Source organism: Polynucleobacter sp. MWH-P3-07-1 (assembly GCF_018687555.1).
In the GTDB taxonomy this organism is placed as follows: domain Bacteria; phylum Pseudomonadota; class Gammaproteobacteria; order Burkholderiales; family Burkholderiaceae; genus Polynucleobacter.
The window spans coordinates 995,166-1,014,292 of the sequence record NZ_CP061296.1; the positions used below are offsets into that span (position 1 = coordinate 995,166).

Annotated in this window: 22 protein-coding genes and 2 tRNA genes; 7 read left to right on the forward strand and 17 right to left on the reverse strand. The window is 47.1% G+C overall.

All coding sequences use genetic code 11. The features are described from left to right. The 4 genes from ICU98_RS05195 to ICU98_RS05210 form a co-directional block, all read right to left on the reverse strand. Window positions 1–77, reverse strand: a tRNA-Arg gene (locus ICU98_RS05195). A 35-nt stretch (window positions 78–112) separates the two neighbouring features. Continuing rightward, window positions 113–189, reverse strand: a tRNA-Pro gene (locus ICU98_RS05200). A gap of 52 nt (window positions 190–241) precedes the next feature. Continuing rightward, the gene (ppk2, locus tag ICU98_RS05205; RefSeq protein ID WP_215335734.1) at window positions 242–1,147 is read right to left on the reverse strand and encodes a polyphosphate kinase 2; all 906 of its coding nucleotides are present in this window, start codon (window positions 1,145–1,147) and stop codon (window positions 242–244) included. Between the two features lie 72 nt (window positions 1,148–1,219). Then, window positions 1,220–1,987: a 1-acyl-sn-glycerol-3-phosphate acyltransferase gene (locus ICU98_RS05210; protein ID WP_215351036.1), complete on the reverse strand. Its 768-nt coding sequence runs from the start codon at window positions 1,985–1,987 to the stop codon at window positions 1,220–1,222. A gap of 84 nt (window positions 1,988–2,071) precedes the next feature. On the opposite strand from ICU98_RS05210, the gene ICU98_RS05215 reads away from it, so the two are divergent. The 4 genes from ICU98_RS05215 to ICU98_RS05230 are packed head-to-tail and all read left to right on the forward strand — an operon-like array spanning window position 2,072 to window position 5,358. After that, the gene (locus ICU98_RS05215; protein WP_371818420.1) at window positions 2,072–2,896 is read left to right on the forward strand and encodes a UDP-2,3-diacylglucosamine diphosphatase; all 825 of its coding nucleotides are present in this window, start codon (window positions 2,072–2,074) and stop codon (window positions 2,894–2,896) included. Continuing rightward, entirely contained in the window at window positions 2,893–3,921 is a 1,029-nt protein-coding gene (locus ICU98_RS05220) for a glycosyltransferase family 1 protein (RefSeq protein ID WP_215351038.1), read from the forward strand. The genes ICU98_RS05215 and ICU98_RS05220 overlap by 4 nt, the downstream gene beginning before the upstream one ends. Before the next feature lie 54 nt (window positions 3,922–3,975). Then, the gene (locus ICU98_RS05225; RefSeq protein ID WP_215379211.1) at window positions 3,976–4,377 is read left to right on the forward strand and encodes a diacylglycerol kinase; all 402 of its coding nucleotides are present in this window, start codon (window positions 3,976–3,978) and stop codon (window positions 4,375–4,377) included. 48 nt (window positions 4,378–4,425) lie between these two features. Continuing rightward, entirely contained in the window at window positions 4,426–5,358 is a 933-nt protein-coding gene (locus ICU98_RS05230; RefSeq protein ID WP_215351041.1) for a GNAT family N-acyltransferase, read from the forward strand. Between the two features lie 16 nt (window positions 5,359–5,374). Here ICU98_RS05230 and ICU98_RS05235 read toward each other — a convergent pair whose 3' ends face one another. The 6 genes from ICU98_RS05235 to ICU98_RS05260 all read right to left on the reverse strand — a co-directional run bounded on the left by ICU98_RS05235 (window position 5,375) and on the right by ICU98_RS05260 (window position 10,193). Beyond that, window positions 5,375–6,856: a Ppx/GppA phosphatase family protein gene (locus tag ICU98_RS05235; protein ID WP_215353136.1), complete on the reverse strand. Its 1,482-nt coding sequence runs from the start codon at window positions 6,854–6,856 to the stop codon at window positions 5,375–5,377. 176 nt (window positions 6,857–7,032) lie between these two features. Next, a complete protein-coding gene (locus ICU98_RS05240) occupies window positions 7,033–7,155 on the reverse strand; it encodes a GDCCVxC domain-containing (seleno)protein (protein ID WP_305120694.1) in 123 nt (40 codons plus the stop codon). Between the two features lie 132 nt (window positions 7,156–7,287). Beyond that, on the reverse strand, window positions 7,288–8,763 hold the full coding sequence (locus ICU98_RS05245) for a DUF2252 domain-containing protein (protein ID WP_215351046.1): 1,476 nt from the start codon (window positions 8,761–8,763) through the stop codon (window positions 7,288–7,290). Between the two features lie 60 nt (window positions 8,764–8,823). Next, window positions 8,824–9,315, reverse strand: a complete 492-nt coding sequence (locus tag ICU98_RS05250; RefSeq protein WP_215351049.1) for an arsenate reductase ArsC — start codon at window positions 9,313–9,315, stop codon at window positions 8,824–8,826. A 12-nt stretch (window positions 9,316–9,327) separates the two neighbouring features. Further along, complete coding sequence (locus ICU98_RS05255; protein WP_215351052.1) at window positions 9,328–9,510, reverse strand: hypothetical protein; 183 nt, start codon at window positions 9,508–9,510, stop codon at window positions 9,328–9,330. 89 nt (window positions 9,511–9,599) lie between these two features. Further along, window positions 9,600–10,193, reverse strand: coding sequence for an SRPBCC family protein (locus ICU98_RS05260; RefSeq protein WP_215351055.1), 594 nt, complete (start codon window positions 10,191–10,193; stop codon window positions 9,600–9,602). Between the two features lie 208 nt (window positions 10,194–10,401). Here ICU98_RS05260 and ICU98_RS05265 point away from each other — a divergent pair, with 208 nt between their 5' ends. The 3 genes from ICU98_RS05265 to ICU98_RS05275 all read left to right on the forward strand — a co-directional run bounded on the left by ICU98_RS05265 (window position 10,402) and on the right by ICU98_RS05275 (window position 12,419). Next, window positions 10,402–11,361: a hypothetical protein gene (locus tag ICU98_RS05265; RefSeq protein ID WP_215351058.1), complete on the forward strand. Its 960-nt coding sequence runs from the start codon at window positions 10,402–10,404 to the stop codon at window positions 11,359–11,361. 264 nt (window positions 11,362–11,625) lie between these two features. Continuing rightward, window positions 11,626–12,099, forward strand: a complete 474-nt coding sequence (locus ICU98_RS05270) for an MgtC/SapB family protein (protein WP_215335742.1) — start codon at window positions 11,626–11,628, stop codon at window positions 12,097–12,099. Window positions 12,100–12,218: 119 nt separating this feature from the next. Beyond that, on the forward strand, window positions 12,219–12,419 hold the full coding sequence (locus ICU98_RS05275) for a hypothetical protein (protein ID WP_112204274.1): 201 nt from the start codon (window positions 12,219–12,221) through the stop codon (window positions 12,417–12,419). An 8-nt stretch (window positions 12,420–12,427) separates the two neighbouring features. On the opposite strand, the gene phoR is transcribed toward ICU98_RS05275, so the two are convergent. The 7 genes from phoR to pstS all read right to left on the reverse strand — a co-directional run bounded on the left by phoR (window position 12,428) and on the right by pstS (window position 19,094). Continuing rightward, entirely contained in the window at window positions 12,428–13,759 is a 1,332-nt protein-coding gene (phoR, locus tag ICU98_RS05280) for a phosphate regulon sensor histidine kinase PhoR (protein WP_215351061.1), read from the reverse strand. Between the two features lie 66 nt (window positions 13,760–13,825). Next, complete coding sequence (phoB, locus tag ICU98_RS05285) at window positions 13,826–14,539, reverse strand: phosphate regulon transcriptional regulator PhoB (RefSeq protein ID WP_215335744.1); 714 nt, start codon at window positions 14,537–14,539, stop codon at window positions 13,826–13,828. A gap of 24 nt (window positions 14,540–14,563) precedes the next feature. Beyond that, on the reverse strand, window positions 14,564–15,271 hold the full coding sequence (gene phoU / locus ICU98_RS05290) for a phosphate signaling complex protein PhoU (protein ID WP_215335745.1): 708 nt from the start codon (window positions 15,269–15,271) through the stop codon (window positions 14,564–14,566). 12 nt (window positions 15,272–15,283) lie between these two features. Then, on the reverse strand, window positions 15,284–16,072 hold the full coding sequence (gene pstB, locus ICU98_RS05295) for a phosphate ABC transporter ATP-binding protein PstB (protein WP_215353137.1): 789 nt from the start codon (window positions 16,070–16,072) through the stop codon (window positions 15,284–15,286). A gap of 65 nt (window positions 16,073–16,137) precedes the next feature. Continuing rightward, window positions 16,138–17,004: a phosphate ABC transporter permease PstA gene (pstA, locus tag ICU98_RS05300; RefSeq protein WP_215335747.1), complete on the reverse strand. Its 867-nt coding sequence runs from the start codon at window positions 17,002–17,004 to the stop codon at window positions 16,138–16,140. Continuing rightward, a complete protein-coding gene (gene pstC / locus ICU98_RS05305; protein WP_215335748.1) occupies window positions 17,001–17,990 on the reverse strand; it encodes a phosphate ABC transporter permease subunit PstC in 990 nt (329 codons plus the stop codon). The genes pstA and pstC overlap by 4 nt, the downstream gene beginning before the upstream one ends. Before the next feature lie 75 nt (window positions 17,991–18,065). Further along, window positions 18,066–19,094, reverse strand: a complete 1,029-nt coding sequence (gene pstS / locus ICU98_RS05310; RefSeq protein ID WP_215335749.1) for a phosphate ABC transporter substrate-binding protein PstS — start codon at window positions 19,092–19,094, stop codon at window positions 18,066–18,068. Window positions 19,095–19,127: the final 33 nt, after the last annotated feature.

The window sequence follows — 19,127 nt, forward strand, 5'->3', positions numbered from 1 at the left end:
TGGCCTGCCCAGCACGATTCGAACGTGCGACCTACGCCTTAGAAGGGCGTTGCTCTATCCAGCTGAGCTATAGGCAGATTGCTGGTATTAGTTTAGGACTAAATAGAGAAAGTGGTCGGAGTACAAGGATTCGAACCTTGGACCCCCTGCTCCCAAAGCAGGTGCGCTACCAGGCTGCGCTACACTCCGACGGAATCGATATTTTACACGGATATCGATAGTGCAGGCAATTTCCTGAGTTTCAGTAAACCTCTGGGACGTACATCTCAGGCGGGACGGGGCCGCGCAGGTAGTCTGGGTTGTGTACTCGCTCAGGCAAATGAATCTCTGGATGCGGAATTTCGGTATAAGAAATCTGTGAAAGCAAGTGATTGATGCAATTCAGACGCGCTTTTTTCTTATCATTTGCGGCAACCACCCACCATGGTGCTTCAGGAATATGGGTTCTCTCCAACATGGTTTCCTTCGCCTTGGTATAGGCTTCCCACAAACGACGTGACTCCAAGTCCATAGGACTTAACTTCCACTGCTTGAGTGGATCATGAATGCGCATCATGAAGCGGTTGTACTGCTCTTCATCGGAGATTGAGAACCAGTACTTGATCAAAATGGTTCCGGAGTTGATGATCATGCGCTCCAAATCAGGCACCGTTCTTAAGAATTCTTCGTACTCTGCATCTGTACAAAATCCCATTACATGTTCAACACCAGCGCGGTTGTACCAGCTGCGATCGAAGAGGACGATTTCTCCGCCGGCTGGCAGTTGAGAAATGTAGCGCTGGAAATACCACTGGGTTTTCTCACGCTCATTCGGTGCTGGTAATGCAACAACTCGGCAAACGCGCGGGTTGAGTCTTTGGGTAATGCGCTTAATTGCACCGCCCTTACCTGCTGAATCACGCCCCTCAAACAGTATTGCGACCTTCAGCTTATTGGCGACGACATAGTCTTGTAACTTCACCAGCTCGCCCTGAAGACGAAACAGTTCTTTGAAATAGGTTTGTCTTGGAATAGAAGAAGTCGTGCCAGAGTCGGCGGAGAGACGCTCATCGTCCATCTCCATCTCTAGTTCTTCATCCATGCTGTCAAGAATCTCTTCTTGCGCACGTTGATACCACTCAGCCATCTCTTGATGTTTAGCGCTCATTTTTTGCCCTTTGTCCTCTGTGTTTTTATCTGAGGAAAGTGTCAATATTGTTACATACCGCATTTGTATTGCTTATATAGCGGCAGAGATCAGCTGATAGCTGTGCTGGCAGAGGAGCTTTCGATCCAGCACTTGACCTGCCTCGGCTTTTAAGGGTGGCAAGAAATGCAGCGTCACACCCAGATCAGGGCTTTTGAGGATCAAGGCCATCGATTCAACTAGGCCCATATCACCAATAAAGGCAGTTGCCAAACTCCGCTCGCCCGTCTTACGCGAATGGTAAGAAATCGCCAATGACCAAACTGGAGTGTCGGAGATTGCAGCAGGCTCAAACAGATTGGGCTTGAAGGGCAAAACGCTCTCGCCACTAGATGAGGTTCCCTCTGGGAAGATGCAGACCGATTCTGTTTTGAGAACATCAGCCATTTGATCTACGACCTGACGGGCATGCCTAGCGCTATCGCGGCGAATAAACACAGTGCCCAGTTGTTTTGCCATCCAACCGAAGATGGGCCATGAGGCTACTTCAGACTTAGCCACAAAACGCACTGGCTTAAATGCATTAATGACATGGATATCGATCCAAGAGATGTGATTCGAGACCAATAAGTAAGGAGTGCTTGGCAGGAGCTCACCCCCCTCCACCGTCAGATGCAGACCAAATATTTTCAGCAGCCTTTTGCACCATCGGCGGATGTGATGGTCTTTTTGCTGTCGATTCAGAAAAGGAAATAAGATCGAGAGTGTCAGCACTCCCCGAATGGTGTGAAGAACAATCAGCAACCACAATCCCAAGCGCAGGATGTATGGGGTTTGCTTTGTTTGTGTTGTGTAGTTCATGACAGGTATCAATATAAAGCAAGTCACAAAAGTGACATGAAACTGTCACGATCGTTTCATGAAGGGAGGGCTTAATACAACCTCATGATGCATTACCGCGCTATCTGGATTTCAGACGTGCACCTCGGAACAACAGGGTGTCAAGCTAACTACCTCCTCGATTTCTTAAAGCATAACGAAGCAGACCAGTTTTATCTGGTTGGTGACATTATCGACGGTTGGCGCCTTAAGAAATCCTTCTACTGGCCACAAGCCCACAATGACGTAGTTCAAAAACTACTGCGTAAAGCTCGTAAGGGAGCTGAGGTAATCTATGTGCCCGGCAATCATGACGAAAGCGCACGCCAGTTCTTTGGCCTGTCTTTTGGTGATGTCAAAGTCGTTGAGGAAGTGATCCACACTACCCTCGATGGTCGAAAGCTCTGGGTCACCCATGGGGATTTATTCGATGGCGTGATGCAGTACGCCAAATGGCTCGCTTATGTCGGCGATACCCTCTACTCCTTCATTTTGTACGTCAATCGCTATTTCAATATGATTCGGGTCAAGATGGGTCTGCAGTATTGGTCCCTCTCCCAATATTTGAAGCACCAAGTCAAGAATGCAGTCAGCTATATCGCTGACTTCGAACACATCATGGCGCGCGAAGCCCGCTTACGCGGTTGTGATGGTGTCGTGTGTGGCCATATTCATAAAGCAGAGATTCGGGAAATCGATGGCCTGCTGTATTGCAACGATGGCGATTGGGTCGAAAGCCTCACTGCCTTAGTTGAGACACATGAAGGTGAACTCAAGATTGTGCACTGGCCCTTTATTAAAGGCGAGCCGGTAGACAGCTTTGCAGAAACCGACAATGAACCCGCTTTGGGTCAACTGATTCCCAACTTTGCTAAAGAGGCAACACTATGAAAATCATGATCATCACCGATGCATGGGATCCGCAGGTCAATGGTGTTGTGAGAACCCTAAAGCAAACGCGGGCAGAACTGATTGGCATGGGTCACGAAGTCGAAATGATCACCCCCAATGATTTCAAGACTATTCCTTGCCCTACTTACCCCGATATTTCTTTATCTTTATTCCCGGGCAAGACTGTTGCCAGAAAGATTAAAGAATTTGCCCCCGATGCAATGCATATCGCCACTGAAGGCCCCTTAGGTTTATCTGCGCGCGCTTATGCCGTCAAGAACAAGTTGCCCCTCTCTACTGCGTATCACACCCGCTTTCCAGAGTACGTTAAAGCCCGTACCGGTATTCCATTGGCTTTGACCTACGCCTTCTTGCGTTGGTTCCATAAGCCTTCCATGGCAGTGATGGCCCCAACTGTGGTGGTTAAGCAGGATTTAGAAAAGTATGGCTTTCAGAATGTGGTGCTTTGGTCCAGAGGGGTTGATCTGGATATCTTCAAGATGCAAGAGTCTAAGCGGCTCAATTCTGCTCACCCAATCTTTCTGTATGTTGGTCGCGTAGCAGTAGAAAAGAACATCAACGCCTTTTTAGAAATTGATTTGCCTGGCTCCAAATGGGTAGTTGGTGATGGTCCGGCCATGGAAGGGATCAAACACAAGTATCCCGAAGTCAATTATTTGGGTGTTCTCAATCAACATGAGTTAGCCGAAGTCTATGCAGCAGCGGATGTATTTGTTTTCCCTAGTAAAACCGATACCTTTGGTTTGGTCTTGCTGGAGGCAATGGCTTGCGGTACTCCCGTCGCTGCCTACCCAGTGACCGGTCCAATTGATGTCTTGGGTGACTCTCCGGCTGGCGCGATGAACGAGGATTTGCGCGAAGCTTGCATGCAAGCTCTGACGATCCCCCGTGAAGTTGCCCGAGCCCATGCTGAGAAATTCTCCTGGCGCGCTGCCTCTGAGCAATTTGCACGCCACCTTAAGCCGGTGCCCTCTACCGAAGTGCATGTGACCGCGCTTGCCTGAGTGATTCACCTAGCAATTAGTCCAGCACTGTCACACTCTATTTAGGGGATTGCTTTGAGTAGCTATCACATCGACCAAAACCCCCACAAAGGCAATAAGGGGCTGACCAGAGCATGGCATGCCGCCAAGAATTCATGGTGCGGGGTGGTCTATGCCTTTAAAGAAGAAAGTGCATTTAGGCAGGAATTAACACTGCTGATTATTTGCACCCCGATTGCCCTCTTTCTGAACGTCAGCATTCTGGAAAAAGTAGCTCTGATCTGCTCGATCATCATGGTCTTGGTTGTGGAGCTCCTCAATTCCAGCGTGGAAGCAGCGATTGATCGAATCTCCTTTGAACACCACGATTTATCCAAAAGAGCCAAAGATTTTGGCTCAGCAGCTGTCATGCTGGCCCTATTAGTGGCTGTTTTGATCTGGTTAGGGGTCTGCGCGCCCCTTGTCTCAAAACTGTAATAAAACCGTAATACGATCCTATTTACTAAACGATCAAGGTCTACCCTTATGTCCGACATTCCAAATCCACTAGCGGCCTTTGATATCTTCAATTCCAGATTCGAAGATATGCCTAAGAAATTCAGTAAGTTACGCCCTCTAAAGAAGCTATTTTCTAAGAAGATTGCCAAGAAGCTCTTTGGTAAGAAATTTGCCCTCAAGCCCCGCGCCTTGACCCCAGCGACTCAAGATCACGTTGCAGCTAAGCCAGTGAGCAAGCCGAAGCGCCCTGCTTTTCAGATTACTTGGGCTACGACACCCAATGAGGTGAAAGAAGCGCAGAGATTGCGTTATAAGGTGTTTGCTGAGGAAATGGGTGCGAACCTAGCCCAAAACAGCGAAGGTCTTGATGTGGATGAATTCGATGCCTATTGCGACCATTTGTTGATACGTGACCAAGAGACTTTAAAGGTAGTAGGTACCTATCGTGTTCTGCCACCCCATAAGGCCCAGGAAATTGGTCGCCTCTACTCTGATTCTGAGTTTGATCTGTCCCGTTTAAATCACTTACGTCCAAAGATGGTTGAATTGGGACGCTCTTGCGTGCACGCTGACTATCGTTCTGGCGCCGTCATTATGTCCCTGTGGAGTGGTTTGGCGCAGTACATGCAAAAGCATCAATATGAAATCATGCTGGGTTGCGCCAGTATCCCAATGGCAGATGGCGGTCACTTTGCAGCGAGTCTTTATAACTCCCTCTCAGAAGAGCAAATGGCCCCTACCGAGAACCATGCCTTCCCTCGCCTACCGTTGCCATTAGACAAACTCAACGGCGGCTTGGATGTTGAGCCTCCACCATTGATTAAAGGCTATCTGAAGTTGGGCGCCAAGATTTGTAGCGCTCCAGCCTGGGATCCTGATTTCAATACTGCTGACCTCTTGACGATGTTGCGCCTGTCTGAAATCAATCCGCGTTACGCGAAACACTTTCTGAATATCTAATCCAGCTTGACCTGCTTTACTTGAGGTCAAGCTGATATGTGCGGCCGATACGCTCCCATTCGGCCGCTTCTTTTAGTAAGCTAAATTCAGTCAGGGGATGCGCACCTGCCCATTCCCGAGATAAGCTCACTAAATAAGAGCCGTCATTTTCAGAGACTTTTACTTTAGGAAGATTGGCATCACTTCTGCCACGGCAGAGAACTTGGGCTAAGCGCAGACAAAACAGCATGCGCCAATCCTGAAAACTCGCATTGCTAGCAAGCTTACCCAATTTACCGGCGTGGCCAATGAGCAAAGCCGCAAGACGCGCCTGATCATTTTTGGAGAAACCAGGCATATCAGCGTTACCAGCGATATATGCAGAATGCTTGTGATAGCCGTTATGCGAGATGGATAGACCGATCTCATGTAAATTGGCAGCCCACTGTAAGAGAGCAATATTTTCTGCACGACTTTCTAGTTCTGGCTTGGGTAATTGGTCTAAAAATTCAGCCGCTAAATTACCGACTCGGGTGGCCTGCTCACGATCAACGGTATAGCGTTGCATAAACTGCTCTACCGTGACATAGCGCATATCAGAGTGTTGTGAACGGCCCAATAGATCGTATAAGACTCCTACCCTTAGGGCAGCATCAGTCACTTCCATTGTCTCAATGCCGAGCTCATCAAAGACTGCCAGCATGATTGCCAAGCCGCCAGGCCAAACCCCGCGGCGCTCATCTTTAAGACCGCCAAGCTGTATGTCATTTACATGCTCATATTTCAGGAGATGTTTTTTCATGGCACGCAAACCTTCACGCGTAATCAAGCCGCTGCCAGCATTGACTCGACCCATAGTTAGAGCATCGCCCTGCCCATTGAAATTATTTTCTGCAATGATGTCAGCCAGAGCCCGTGCAGTACCTGAAGACCCAATCACTTGCTTCCAGCCACTCTTCAAATAGTTTCCAGAAATGACTTGGAGTTCGCGACGAGCTGCGAGCTCAGCTTCTTTGAAAGCATGAGCATCAATATTTCCTCTGGGGAAAAAACGCATGCTATGCGATACGCAGCCAATATATAAACTCTCCATCAGTTTAGGTTCATACCCTTTACCAATAATGAGTTCGGTTGAGCCGCCGCCGATATCGACTACTAAGCGGTTGCCTTGGACTGCAGAAACCTCGTGTGCGGCACCAATGTAGATCAAGCGCGCCTCTTCAACGCCTGCGATCACCTCAATCGGAAAACCTAGAGCTTCTTGCGCGTCACTGACAAAGTTTTGGGCATTTTTAGCCACCCGCAAGGTATTGGTTGCGACTGCCCTGACTTTACTGGGGTCAAAGCCACGAATCCGCTCGCCAAAGCGACGGATTGCAGAGAGGCCCCGCTGATAGGCATCATTCCCTAATAATTTATTTTCGGTCAGACCCGCTGCCAATCGAACCGACTCCCGCAGGGTGTCGATAGGTCGTAACTGGGTACCCGAAGGCGTATGAACAACTTGGGCTACCAGCATCCGAAAACTATTTGAGCCTAGGTCAACCGCCGCAACAAGATCGTTTGCGCCGGGGATAAGCTCGACTGGGTTAGCTGCCAAAGAGATTCCTTAAAGAAAAAACCAGATGAATGTGACTATTTTATGTAAAAAAATGACACATTCATGAAACTACCGCCAAGTCTACTGCATCAGGACTAGGCTGCGAGGTTTTTCTCGGAACTACTGCAGTCAGTATTGCCAAAGCTGCAGAAGATGCAACAATCCCCCGATTTGGGCTTAAGGATGGTGCTACAAGCTTTACAGCGGTAAAGGTGCATTGATCCATCGGGGATCTCGACAGGCTCTTGAACCAAACAGCTAGGGCAAGTAATAACAGATACAGTTGGGGCAATTAAGGTATTCACGTAGCCATTTTGACCAGCAAATATTGCAGGAATAAGACATCTGATTTACTTCGACTTAGCACCCTGTGCTTTGGGCTGAGCTACTGGTAGGCGCCCTGCTTTAACCGCTTTGCAAAAGAGCTCATAGTCTGCTTGGTTTTGTTTTGCATAAGCCTTAGCAAATCGATACAAAGCTTCATCAAGTTTCTTGGACTGGCCGCAGTAGCCTGAGATGACTGCTGAGTCTCCTGAGCGCGCATGCCCTAATGCTAAAGCCCAACCAAACAGACGAGCGTAATCCGGAAAATTCTTTAGCGACACTCCATCAGGACCAAAGACAATACCGCCCTTCATATCCCGTAACTGTCGTAGATAGAAACCTTGCCTACTGCCAATTTCATATTCAAGGTCTCCGTAGTTCAGAAAGATGTCTGGTGCACCCTGCAACAAGCGCTGGCCAGATACAACCCGTCGACCCATATTTTTATACACAGATTGGCCAAGGTATGGCGTTAGCACTGAATGCTGTGCTTCTTTGTATTGCAAAAACAAAGGATCGTTTGGTGAATCACCTTCAAAATAAATCACCATACAGTTTGTGCCCACACTACCGACTCCAACCACCTTGCGTGCAAAGTCTTTTAATGAGTAACGCTCGAATAGCACTTTCTTATCGGCCAATAAGGTACTGGAGTAATTCATTAAAGCGTTATTCACCAAATCCATCACTGGACGCCCCTTAAACAGCGGAGAAAAGTGCTGAATCAAGGGTGGCTGATTGATGATCTTGCGATCTTTACCCACCAAGGTGGTTAATTTTTGTAGCACCTGAATCTTGGTTTGTCCTTTGGTCTGCTTCAAAAAAGCATCTAAGGTTTTTTGATGAGACTTGCTAAAGTGTTTGCGAATATCCTCTTCACCGATAAATTGCTGAGCAATTTGAATATAGGGCATCTGGGCATATTCAGCCATCCGCTTTTGATACTCAGAAGTAATTCTTTGAACCAGTAACTTGCTGGTTTTTTCATCACCGCCGAGTGTTTCACAAGCAATCACAGCGCTAGCAACTAGGCGCTTCATGTCGTACTCCCAACTTCCAGGCAGTGTTTCATCAAAGTCATTGATGCCGAAAACCAGCCGATGCTCGGTGGTCGCAAACAAGCCAAAGTTAGAGACATGCATATCACCGCAGAGTTGCACGGTCACATTCGTGGTGGGCTGGTTTGCCAAGTCCTGCGCCATGATGGCTGCACCACCTCGAAAAAAGGCAAATGGTGACTGCAACATGCGCTCATATCGAATCGGAATCAACTCTTTAATACGACTTTTGGCTTGCCTCTCAAGAATGATGATGGGATCAAGACGATGCTGCAAAGGCGTATAAATGCCCTGTTGCTCAAAGCTCACTTTTTTGCGGAGCGCCTTACCATCAGAGATGCGTTTTTTAATCGATGGTCGGGGATTTTTGAATGACTCAATCGAATTGAGAATGGCTATCTTAGTTTGGGGGATATGCTCACTAGCCTTCTTTGCAACTGACATGCGGACTCCGATAGATGGATTTTTTCCATCATACCGCTTATTAACAGCCCCAGAATGGTCTTATTGAAATTGCTGATGAATACGATGCAAGTGATCTTTGATCTCAAGGTGGTCGAGCTTATCGACCGGCAGATTGATTAAATGCTCGATGCGGTTACGCAGACCCATTTCCACCTTTCTAAAGGCTTGAAGCTGAGCTTCATAGCCCTCGACTGTTGACGGATCGGGAAATCCCCAATGGGCTGTGGAAGGATGGCCGGGCCAATAGGGGCACTCTTCACCTGCGGCCTCATCACACACTGTAATGATGAAATCCATATGGGGAGCTCCTTCTCTGCCGAACTCATCCCAACTTTTGCTGCGCAGTAAATTTAGGGGATAGCCCATATCCTTTACCAACTGTAGTGCAATCGGATTAACCGTACCCATCGGTTTTGAGCCGGCAGAATATCCGATAAATTGCCCATGACTCAGAGTCGTTGTGAGGGCCTCACCCAAAATAGAGCGTGAGGAATTGCCGGTGCATAAAAATAGGACGTTGTAAGATTTCATGAGTTGTGAGAATTAAATGATTTCGTCAATTTTCAAAGCATAACGACTATCGACCAAAAAAGAAACGAGTCTGTCTTTCAGCAATTGGGAGCGCGCTTGCAACATTTGTTCTTTTACATCTAGGCCAGAGGCGCGCAAAAGGGCATCCCTCTTTTCTGGATCCTGACCCATGATGGTGTCGCTCACATTGTTCATTCCGCCCCCTCAATTTATAGATTTGTGACATCGTACAAAGGGGATATTTCAGAATGGTGAAGCTTTGATGACAAACTTGCTGACGACATTTAATTGCAAGCCAACTGCCCTAGGGCGTCCTTCTTCTGGTAAAAATTGCTCGCCATTGCTTCAAAGCGACTGCGGATATTGTTCTTAATAAAGTATTGCGCCACAAAGGCTGGTACCAGGGTATCAATGGCAAACTCGCTCTGATACAGCACTCTTACCCCATTATTTTCAGGCTGAATTTTCCAGGTTCCCCGGTAGTAATCGACATCCCCTGAAACTTGACGAAAAGTCAGCAAATTAGTGGGAGTCTCTTCGTACTCCACAATGGAGTGGAGATTAATCGGAAATAGCAGGATTCTCTCTTTGACATCCCGCTCAACTTGAACTTTATTACCGTCTCGGCTAATAACCACCGACTTCTTAATGCCCGGAATCTTGGCAGCGCTTTCGTAATCGGTCAGCATCGTATAGGTTTGGCATTCGGTAGCGGGCATCAGGAAGCTGGCTGAAACCTGAAAAGCATCTCCTGCCCTTTTTACTGCGACTTTAAGGTCAAAATCGGGGTTGGCAGTCTCAGCAGAAGCCATTTGCGGGGAGGCAAACGCACTCCACAGACTCAAGCATATGAGCAATATATACAGCAAGCGTTTCATTCGGCTACTTTACGATTCGTACAGATTAAAAAAATGCCCAGATTTCTCTGGGCAAAATTGCATAGGAACAAGCATGTGTCAAGCAGCTGTCTGCCCAACCATTTCAATGTAAATGGCTTGCGTGACAGCTACATGACAAGCCAGACAAATACTGCAAAATCCCTGAGATTGCATTATGGTAATGCTATATCTTAAATAGGATTATTGAATGCCCCGTCTAGCCAATCTCATCCCTCTATCCCTGCTTTTTATAGCCTTTACTGCGTATGGTGAATCGATTCGCTTTGTCGCCCTGGGCGATATGCCCTATTCCTTGCCGAAAGACTTTGTCCGTTATGAGCGCCTGATTAAAGCAATTAACGCCGATAAACCGACGTTCAGTATTTTTGTGGGAGATACCAAGTCGGGCGAAACACCTTGCACAGATGAGTATATGGAGAAGACCACAGGCTACTTTAACTCCTTCGATGCTCCGCTGATCTATAGCATTGGTGATAACGAGTGGACCGATTGCCATCGCACTTTAGCAGGTAGCTATGATCCCATCGAGCGACTGGATCGCATTCGGAAAACTCAGTTCGTGGATCAACACAGTTTTGGCAAGCGTCGTATGACACTCACTCGGCAATCGGATGTCATGCCCCAGTTTGCAAAATTTGTAGAGAACTCACTGTGGGTGAAGGGGAAATTTGTATTTGTGAGTCTGCACATTCCGGGCTCAAATAATAATTACGAGAGAACGCCAGCATCAACCCAAGAGTATCTTGAACGCAATACTGCCAATTTGGCTTGGATTGAATATGCTTTTCAGCTGGCGCAAAAGAAAAGTGCCGCAGGCATTGTGTTTGCATTCCAAGCGGATATGTTTTACTCGCCACCAGGCGTCGTGAACAACCAAAATAGCGGCTTTGTAGACACCTTGAGTCAATTCAGATCTTTGGCAGAGAAAACCACCCTCCCTATTCTGCTCATACATGGTGATAGCCATCGTCTGAGAATCGACCAACCGCTATTGGATAGCAGCAGACGAGTTCTAGAAAATGTATATCGCCTGGAAGTCATGGGGGCAGATGAAGTGCAAGCTGTCGAAGTGACTGTCGACGATAGCAAGTCAAGCCCCTTTAGCTTCAGACCACTCTTAGTTCCAGAAAATCTGAACCCGCAATAGCTGGTGGCCTAGCTACCGAGTTGATGGTGTAAAAACCTATTAGCGTAATGGATGCGGGCCTCATACCAAGCTTGCCAGTACTTCAAGATCATTTTTTTCATCACAATCTCCTGCTGGGTTGAACTGATTCAGAGTTTGACTCACTAGCGTGACATCGGCATGGCGCTTTGATGACTGCTTTGTCTTAATGCTTAAAGCCCTCTGATAACTTAGGCTAAACTCAAATAGAGTTGTATTTAATCTACACCTTGGAAAAGGCAGAAAATGGCACATTGGGATTTTTCATGGGATTTTGCCCTGCGCTTAGGCTTGGCCTTAGTGGTTGGGAGCATTCTTGGACTCAACCGTTGGCTTCACCACAAATCTGCCGGCATGAGAACACACGCATTAGTGTCGGTTGGTGCCGCAACTGCACTGATGCTGAATAGTCAAATCCCGAATTACGATGCCCAGGCTGTGAGCCATGTATTGCAAGGTTTAATTACTGGTTTAGGATTTCTGGGAGCGGGTGTCATCATCCAAGAAGGCACTTCGCAAAAGATTCATGGTCTAACCACTGCAGCTAGCATTTGGTCTTGCGCCTTGATTGGCGCAGCCTTTGGTGCTGGTGAGTTTGCAGTTGGCTTTCTATCCCTTGGCGCTATATTGCTAGCCCTCATCTTAGGCGGCCCCTGTGAACGCTTGGCACGCAAGTTAACGGGTAGCAAACTCGGCTCTGAAATTCCACCAGAGCAATAGGGTTCATGATCCCAAAACCCCTATTTTGAGGCTTTCTAGACCAAAAATAGAGTTTTTGTCATATTAGTTTGGTAGGATCTGCTCATCCTTAATCATGACAGCTTTTGCTTATCCAATTTATGAGCCAATATAAGTACGAAGATGCCGTAAGACAGTTGCAAGAATCTGGGGCTATCAGCCTCGTTGATTTTAAGCAACTCTCCTACGAGGACTTGGTTGAATTACTAGAAGAAATTAAAGTCTGGTGTCTTTACGCCAATGGCAAGCCAGAAAAGCTTGCAAAAGAATCCAAGAAAAAGAAGAAAAAGAAGAAAGACTAAGCCTGAGATTAGGCCTCAATAGCTGAGAATAAGTCAGACTCAGTATTGGCTATCCGCTCCTTAGGGAAGCGCAAAGTAAACGTACTGCCCTTGCCTGGCGTACTCTCAATTAATAGCTGTGCCTGATGTCGATTAGCAATGTGCTTCACAATCGCCAAGCCCAACCCAGTGCCGCCAGTATCCCGTGAGCGACTACGATCCACACGATAGAAACGCTCGGTTAATCTGGGCAAATGCTCTGAAGCAATTCCGGGTCCAGTATCGGTTACCGAAAACTCTCCCTGTCCCTGCTCATTCAATCCCCACCGCGCACTAATCGAACCACCATGCGGCGTGTAACGGATCGCATTAGAAACGAGATTGCTAAATGCAGAGAGCAGCTCGCGCTCATCACCAAAAAGATTCTGGCTGGTTTTTTGTTCAAAGCTAAAACTATGACTACCCTGCGACAGTGCTTCCGCATCGTTTTTAATGAGTGCCATCAAGGTATTAAGCTGCACCACCTGGGTCGATGCAGGAGCGGCATTTGCCTCTAGATTGGCCAAGGTTAAGAGATCCTCTACCAAACTCTTCATGCGTTGCGCCTGCAACATCATCAAATCAAAATAATGATCTTGCTGCGGCTTATCAAGATCAATCGATTGCACAGTCTCTAAAAACCCCATCAATACCGTAATGGGCGTTCTCATCTCATGAGATACATTGGCCACGAAATCACGCCGCATCGCATCTGCTTTTTGCAAATCAGTGACATCTTGTATCAGTAATAGGTGGCGTTTCTCGCCATAAGGAAAGGCCTGAATTAATAAACTTAAATTACTATCCGGCCCCATTCTTTCGATAATGATCGATTCCTCAAACTGCCGCTTACCCAGATATTGAATAAACTCAGGTCTCCTCAGCAGAAAGTTAATCCGTTGACGGGCATCGCGCCGAAAATGAATACCGAAGAATGTCTCTGCTAAAGAGTTGCACCATTCAATTTGATCTTCATCATCGAGCATCACAATGCCATTGGGAGATGCCTGAAAGGCCTCAATAAAGCGATTGTGTTGCTGATCAATTGCTTGAGCGCGCGATTTTAGACCCTGAACCAGACGCTGTAACCTGAAAAAGACATCCTCCCAAAAGCCGGTGGGAAGTGGCATATTTTCAATGTTATCCGCAGCTAGGTATTTACCGAGGCGGCTCAGATTGATATAGGAATAAATCAGGGGAATGGAGAGGACGGCGATTGCTGCTGCGATGCCAAAGTATGCCCCCCAATGAATTAAGGCAAGATAAGCGGCAACAATCGCCACAACCAATAGGAGGCTAAATCGGGATAAGGCAGTTAACATGCTGCCATCTTATTGCATCCCGTAAAAAAGCCCTAAAAAGGACTTCATGGGGGTCAGAAACCGGTTTTAAGTTTCGGTTGGGGTCTTAGTAATACGATAGCCACTACCCCGTACCGTCTCAATAAAGCGGTCGCAGTCCAAAGGGGCTAAAGCAGCCCTTAAGCGCTTGATATGGACGTCTACGGTACGCTCTTCGATGTAGACCTCACTGCCCCAGACCTTATCCAGTAGGTTCGCACGAGAATGCACGCGCTCTGGATTAGCCATAAAGAACTGTAGCAATCGATATTCAGTTGGTCCAAGCGGAATAGGCTTGGACTCTTCATTTGGCCTGAGTGCTAAGACCCGATGGGAAATCGGATCCAGTTTCAAGGGGCCTACACTCAATGGCCCAGTATCTTGAACTGGAGACTGGCGACGCAATAATGCCTTCACGCGAGCAACCAGCTCTTTGGGCGAAAAAGGTTTGGTCACGTAGTCATCTGCACCTGAGTCAAGACCCAAGACCTTGTCGGCCTCTTCACTCTTAGCAGTAAGCATCAAAATGGGTAAAGAACGGGTCCGCTCGTTTGCACGCAACTCCTTTGCAAATTGCACGCCAGATTTACCAGGCAACATCCAATCCAACACGATCAAGCTAGGTAGATTCTCACGCATGGCATTCATGGCGAGATCGGTTTGCATTGCTTTTTCTACTTCATAACCAGCATGTGACAAGTTCACCGCAATCAACTCTGCGATAGAAGGCTCATCCTCAACAATTAGTATGCGGTGAGTCATCAAAGGCTCCGTGTAGTCGCTTGTTTACTCTTTGGTGGCCGCTCGCAATAAATCTGCATGCGGGATATGGCGAACATCATCACCCTTGACGATATAAATTACAAACTCCGCAATGTTCTTAGCATGATCGCCAATCCGCTCAATCGCCTTGGCAATCGTCAGCATATCCAGCCCTGTTGTAATCGTATGGGGATCTTCCATCATATAAGTAATAAGCTTGCGCACAAAGCCTCTGAACTCTTCATCAATTTGACGATCTTCTTCCACTACTTCAGCAGCCGCAATCGTATCGAGGCGCGCGAACGCATCCAAGCTTCGACGCAATAGCGAGATTGCCATTTGACCTGACAGACGAATTTCTGAAACATTAATGTTGTGGCTTGCGCCAGCCTCAATTAATCGTTTGGTACGCTTAGCTACGCGCTCTGCTTCATCACCAGCACGCTCTAGATTGGTAATCGCTTTAGACACTGCCATCACTAGACGCAAGTCGCGGGCAATCGGCTGACGACGGGCAATGAGTTCGGTACAAGCTGAGTCAATCTGAATCTCTAAATCATTGACGAGCTTTTCATTCTCGATCACGACATTACAGGTTTCGAGATCCATCTGAGTAAAAGCACGCATCGCAGTAGCGATTTGGGACTCAACTAAGCCGCCCATTTCGAGGAGGCGACTAGACAAGGAATTTAAATCGGCGTCAAACTGTGACGATAGGTGTTTATCTGGCATATTCATCTCCAATTAACCGAAGCGGCCGGTAATATAGTCTTCTGTTTCTTTGCGCTTAGGTTTAATAAACAACTCATCGGTCTTACCAAACTCAATTAAGCTGCCAAGATACATATAGGCAGTGTAATCCGATACACGCGCTGCCTGCTGCATATTGTGGGTCACAATGGCAATGGTGTAATCGTTTTTCAGCTCAGAAATCAATTCTTCGATCTTGCCGGTAGAAATTGGGTCCAAAGCGGAGGTAGGCTCATCTAAGAGAATGACGGAAGGCTTCACCGCAACACCACGAGCAATACACAGACGCTGTTGCTGACCACCAGAGAGGGACAAACCGCTTTGATTCAGCTTGTCTTTGGCTTCGGTCCACAAGGCCGCCTTATTCAAAGCCCACTCGACGCGCTCATCCATTTCGGAGCGATTGAGGTTTTCATAGAGACGCACACCAAAGGCAATGTTCTCGTAGATGGACATTGGAAATGGGGTAGGTTTTTGGAAAACCATACCAATGCGGGAACGCAATAGATTCAAATCCTGACCAGGATTCAGAATGTTGTTGCCGTAGAAATTAATCTCACCCTCAGCACGTTGACCTGGATAAAGGTCATACATGCGATTCATGGTGCGCAGTAAAGTCGACTTGCCGCAACCAGAAGGTCCAATGAAGGCAGTCACTTTGCCTTCTTCGATATTCATATTGATATCTTTTAGGCCCTTGAAAGAACCGTAATAAAAATTGAGATTCCGGATTTCTAGGGCATTGACTGCTTCACTAGATTGCGAATTATTTTCTGTATTCATATTCACTTTACTCCCTAAGCCTTCACTATCAATCTGATTTAAGTTGAACATTGTTTTCATATCACTCATCCTTGCGCTTTCTCACGGAATACCACACGGGCAAGGATGTTCAAGCCCAACACTGCAAACGTAATGAGTAAAGAGCCGCCCCACGCTAGGTCAACCCAGTTGTCATAAGGGCTCATCGCAAACTGGAAAATCACCACTGGCAAGTTCGCCATCGGCGCATTCATATTGGTAGAGAAAAACTGATTGTTCAATGCAGTAAACAACAATGGCGCTGTTTCACCGCTGACACGGGCCAGAGCCAACAAGATACCAGTCATGATGCCGCTCTTGGCAGCGCGTAGGGTGACGTAAAAGGCCACCTTCCATTTTGGCGTTCCCAAGGCATAGGCGGCTTCACGCAAACTGCCTGGAACCAAACGCAACATATTCTCGGTAGTACGAACTACTACTGGAACCGCAATTAAAGCCAACGCAATCGTTCCCGCCCAACCAGAGAAGTGCTTTACTTGCGCCACAAATAAAGCATAGACGAACAAGCCAATCACAATCGATGGAGCCGACAACATAATATCGGTCACAAAACGGGTTACCGCTGCAATCTTGCTGCGATCACCGTATTCAGAAAGATACAAACCAGCAAGCACGCCCACGGGAGTACTAATCAATGTACAAGACACGATCAACATCAAGCTACCAACGATGGCGTTTGCCAAGCCCCCACCCTCTGAGCCCGGTGCAGGCGTACTCATCGTGAACATGTTGAGATTAACCGCAGCAAAACCTTTAATAAATAGGGTTGCCAAAATCCAAATCAAGAAAATCATGCCCAAAGTCATGGCAAGCATAGACAAAGTAAGACCGATTTTGTTGGTCCGCTGCCGACGAGCAAAAACGGCTTGATTAATATTGGCGATTTGACTCATGATTTGACTCCTTTAGCTTTTTCCATACTGAGCAACATCCACTTAGCTAAAGCCAATACCACGAAGGTAATAAAGAACAGCGCCAAACCTAAGGCAAACAGTGATGAGAAATGCAATCCTGCATCCGCCTCACCAAATTGGTTAGCCAAGGTCGAAGCAATTGAGCTGCCGGGAGCAAATAAAGATGGCGAGATGCGGCTCGCATTACCAATCACGAAGGTAACGGCCATGGTTTCACCCAGGGCTCTACCCAAGCCGAGCATGACACCGCCAACGACACCCGCTTGGGTGTATGGCAAAACAATTCGGGTAACTACTTCCCAGCGCGTACAGCCGATACCATAAGCTGACTCTTTTAAGACTGGGGGGACGATTTCAAATACGTCGCGCATCACGGATGCAATAAATGGCAGGATCATCATGGCCAGAATGAGGCCAGCACACAACATACCAATGCCGTTGGTCGGGCCTGAGAAAAGAATCCCTAAGAGCGGGATCTTTCCGAGCGTGGCCTGAAGTACAGGCTCAACATAGTCGCCAAAGATAGGAGCGAATACGAATAAACCAAACATACCGTAAATAATCGATGGCACAGCGGCCAAGAGCTCTACAGCAGTACCTAAGGGACGCTTCAAAAAATCTGGGCACATCTCTGTCAAAAACACAGCGATGCCAAAACTGAGGGGTACAGCAATTGCCAAAGCAATAATCGATGAAACGAGTGTTCCATAGATCGAAATTAAACCGCCAAACTGATCGTTAACAATATCCCACTCGTCGTCCAAGAAAAATCCAGGGCCGAATGTCTTTAAAGCTGGCCATGCATTGATCAAAAGAGATCCGATGATTCCAGCCAAAACAAATAACACCAACATCGAGAAGAATTGGGTGATGGCATGAAAGAGAAAATCTTGGATACGCTGCCTACGGGCGATCTGAACCGCTTTAGCGCTTGGTAGACCTAGTGTGGAGGATGTCGATTGCATATTGACTTTATATGTATTGCGTGAAGATAAAAATGGCCCCAAATTACTTTGGGGCCGAATTTATTCTATTAAGAATTACTTAACATCAACCTGTGACCAAACACTCTTACGAATGAAGTTGGTTGTTGCTTCAGGCATTGGAACGTAATCGAGTTCAGAAGCCATCTTGCCGCCATCTTTGAAACCAAAATCAAAGAACTTGATCACTTCAGCAGCATTTGCTTTGTTATCAGGCTTTTTGTAAATGACAACGAAAGTTGCGCCAGTAATTGGCCATGAAGCAGCACCAGGAGCGTTGGTAATGAATGTTTCCATACCTGGGAACTTAGACCAATCAGTACCAGCAGAAGCAGCAGCAAATGCAGCAGCGGTAGGCAATACGAACTTCTCGTCCGCATTCTTCATCTGGGTGTAGCTCATGTTGTTTTTCTTAGCGTAAGCAAACTCAACATAACCGATTGAATTCTTGATACGGCTTACGTTAGCTGCAACACCTTCGTTACCTTTACCGCTTACTGTGGAAGCAGCTGGCCATTTAACAGCAGAGCCAAAACCTACAGCATCTTTAAAGCTCTTGTTAACTTTAGAGAGGTAATTTGTAAAGATTGCAGTGGTACCTGAACCATCGGCACGGGTTACAACAGTGATTTCACCAGCAGGAATCTGAACGCCTGGGTTCAACAAAGCGATACGCTTGTCATTCCAGTTAGTCAAAGTGCCCTGGAAAATATCAGAGAGAACGTCGCTAGACAATTTCAATTGACCTGGCTTGATGCCGTCAATGTTGACTACAGGTACTACACCACCAATGATGGCTGGGAACTGAACCATGCCACCAGCTTGGAGTTCTTCAAAGCTCATTGGGGCATCAGTTGCACCAAAATCGACGGTCTTCGCTTTAATTTGCTTGATACCACCGCCAGAACCGATCGATTGATAGTTCAAGCTGTTACCAGTTTTAGCTTTGTAAGCCTCAGCCCATTTGGAGAGTACTGGGTAGATAAAAGAAGAGCCAGCACCGGTCATTTCGGTAGCCATTGCAGCAGAAGATACTGATAATGCTACGGCTCCAGCAACTAAAGCCTGCTTAAAAGAGAGTTTCATTTGAGGACGTCCTTGTAGAGAAATCGAGAGATA

Coding starts and splice junctions, on each gene's coding strand:
- phoR (WP_215351061.1), bottom strand. CDS start 13,759: ATGTTAACTGCCTTATCCCGATTTAGCCTCCTATTGGTTGTGGCGATT.
- ICU98_RS05215 (WP_371818420.1), top strand. CDS start 2,072: ATGATGCATTACCGCGCTATCTGGATTTCAGACGTGCACCTCGGAACA.
- ICU98_RS05210 (WP_215351036.1), bottom strand. CDS start 1,987: ATGAACTACACAACACAAACAAAGCAAACCCCATACATCCTGCGCTTG.
- pstS (WP_215335749.1), bottom strand. CDS start 19,094: ATGAAACTCTCTTTTAAGCAGGCTTTAGTTGCTGGAGCCGTAGCATTA.
- ICU98_RS05265 (WP_215351058.1), top strand. CDS start 10,402: ATGCCCCGTCTAGCCAATCTCATCCCTCTATCCCTGCTTTTTATAGCC.
- pstA (WP_215335747.1), bottom strand. CDS start 17,004: ATGAGTCAAATCGCCAATATTAATCAAGCCGTTTTTGCTCGTCGGCAG.
- ppk2 (WP_215335734.1), bottom strand. CDS start 1,147: ATGAGCGCTAAACATCAAGAGATGGCTGAGTGGTATCAACGTGCGCAA.
- ICU98_RS05245 (WP_215351046.1), bottom strand. CDS start 8,763: ATGTCAGTTGCAAAGAAGGCTAGTGAGCATATCCCCCAAACTAAGATA.
- pstC (WP_215335748.1), bottom strand. CDS start 17,990: ATGCAATCGACATCCTCCACACTAGGTCTACCAAGCGCTAAAGCGGTT.
- ICU98_RS05250 (WP_215351049.1), bottom strand. CDS start 9,315: ATGAAATCTTACAACGTCCTATTTTTATGCACCGGCAATTCCTCACGC.
- ICU98_RS05255 (WP_215351052.1), bottom strand. CDS start 9,510: ATGAACAATGTGAGCGACACCATCATGGGTCAGGATCCAGAAAAGAGG.
- ICU98_RS05240 (WP_305120694.1), bottom strand. CDS start 7,155: ATGCACCTTTACCGCTGTAAAGCTTGTAGCACCATCCTTAAGCCCAAA.
- phoB (WP_215335744.1), bottom strand. CDS start 14,539: ATGACTCACCGCATACTAATTGTTGAGGATGAGCCTTCTATCGCAGAG.
- phoU (WP_215335745.1), bottom strand. CDS start 15,271: ATGCCAGATAAACACCTATCGTCACAGTTTGACGCCGATTTAAATTCC.
- ICU98_RS05270 (WP_215335742.1), top strand. CDS start 11,626: ATGGCACATTGGGATTTTTCATGGGATTTTGCCCTGCGCTTAGGCTTG.
- ICU98_RS05220 (WP_215351038.1), top strand. CDS start 2,893: ATGAAAATCATGATCATCACCGATGCATGGGATCCGCAGGTCAATGGT.
- ICU98_RS05275 (WP_112204274.1), top strand. CDS start 12,219: ATGAGCCAATATAAGTACGAAGATGCCGTAAGACAGTTGCAAGAATCT.
- ICU98_RS05230 (WP_215351041.1), top strand. CDS start 4,426: ATGTCCGACATTCCAAATCCACTAGCGGCCTTTGATATCTTCAATTCC.
- ICU98_RS05235 (WP_215353136.1), bottom strand. CDS start 6,856: ATGCTGGTAGCCCAAGTTGTTCATACGCCTTCGGGTACCCAGTTACGA.
- ICU98_RS05260 (WP_215351055.1), bottom strand. CDS start 10,193: ATGAAACGCTTGCTGTATATATTGCTCATATGCTTGAGTCTGTGGAGT.
- pstB (WP_215353137.1), bottom strand. CDS start 16,072: ATGAATACAGAAAATAATTCGCAATCTAGTGAAGCAGTCAATGCCCTA.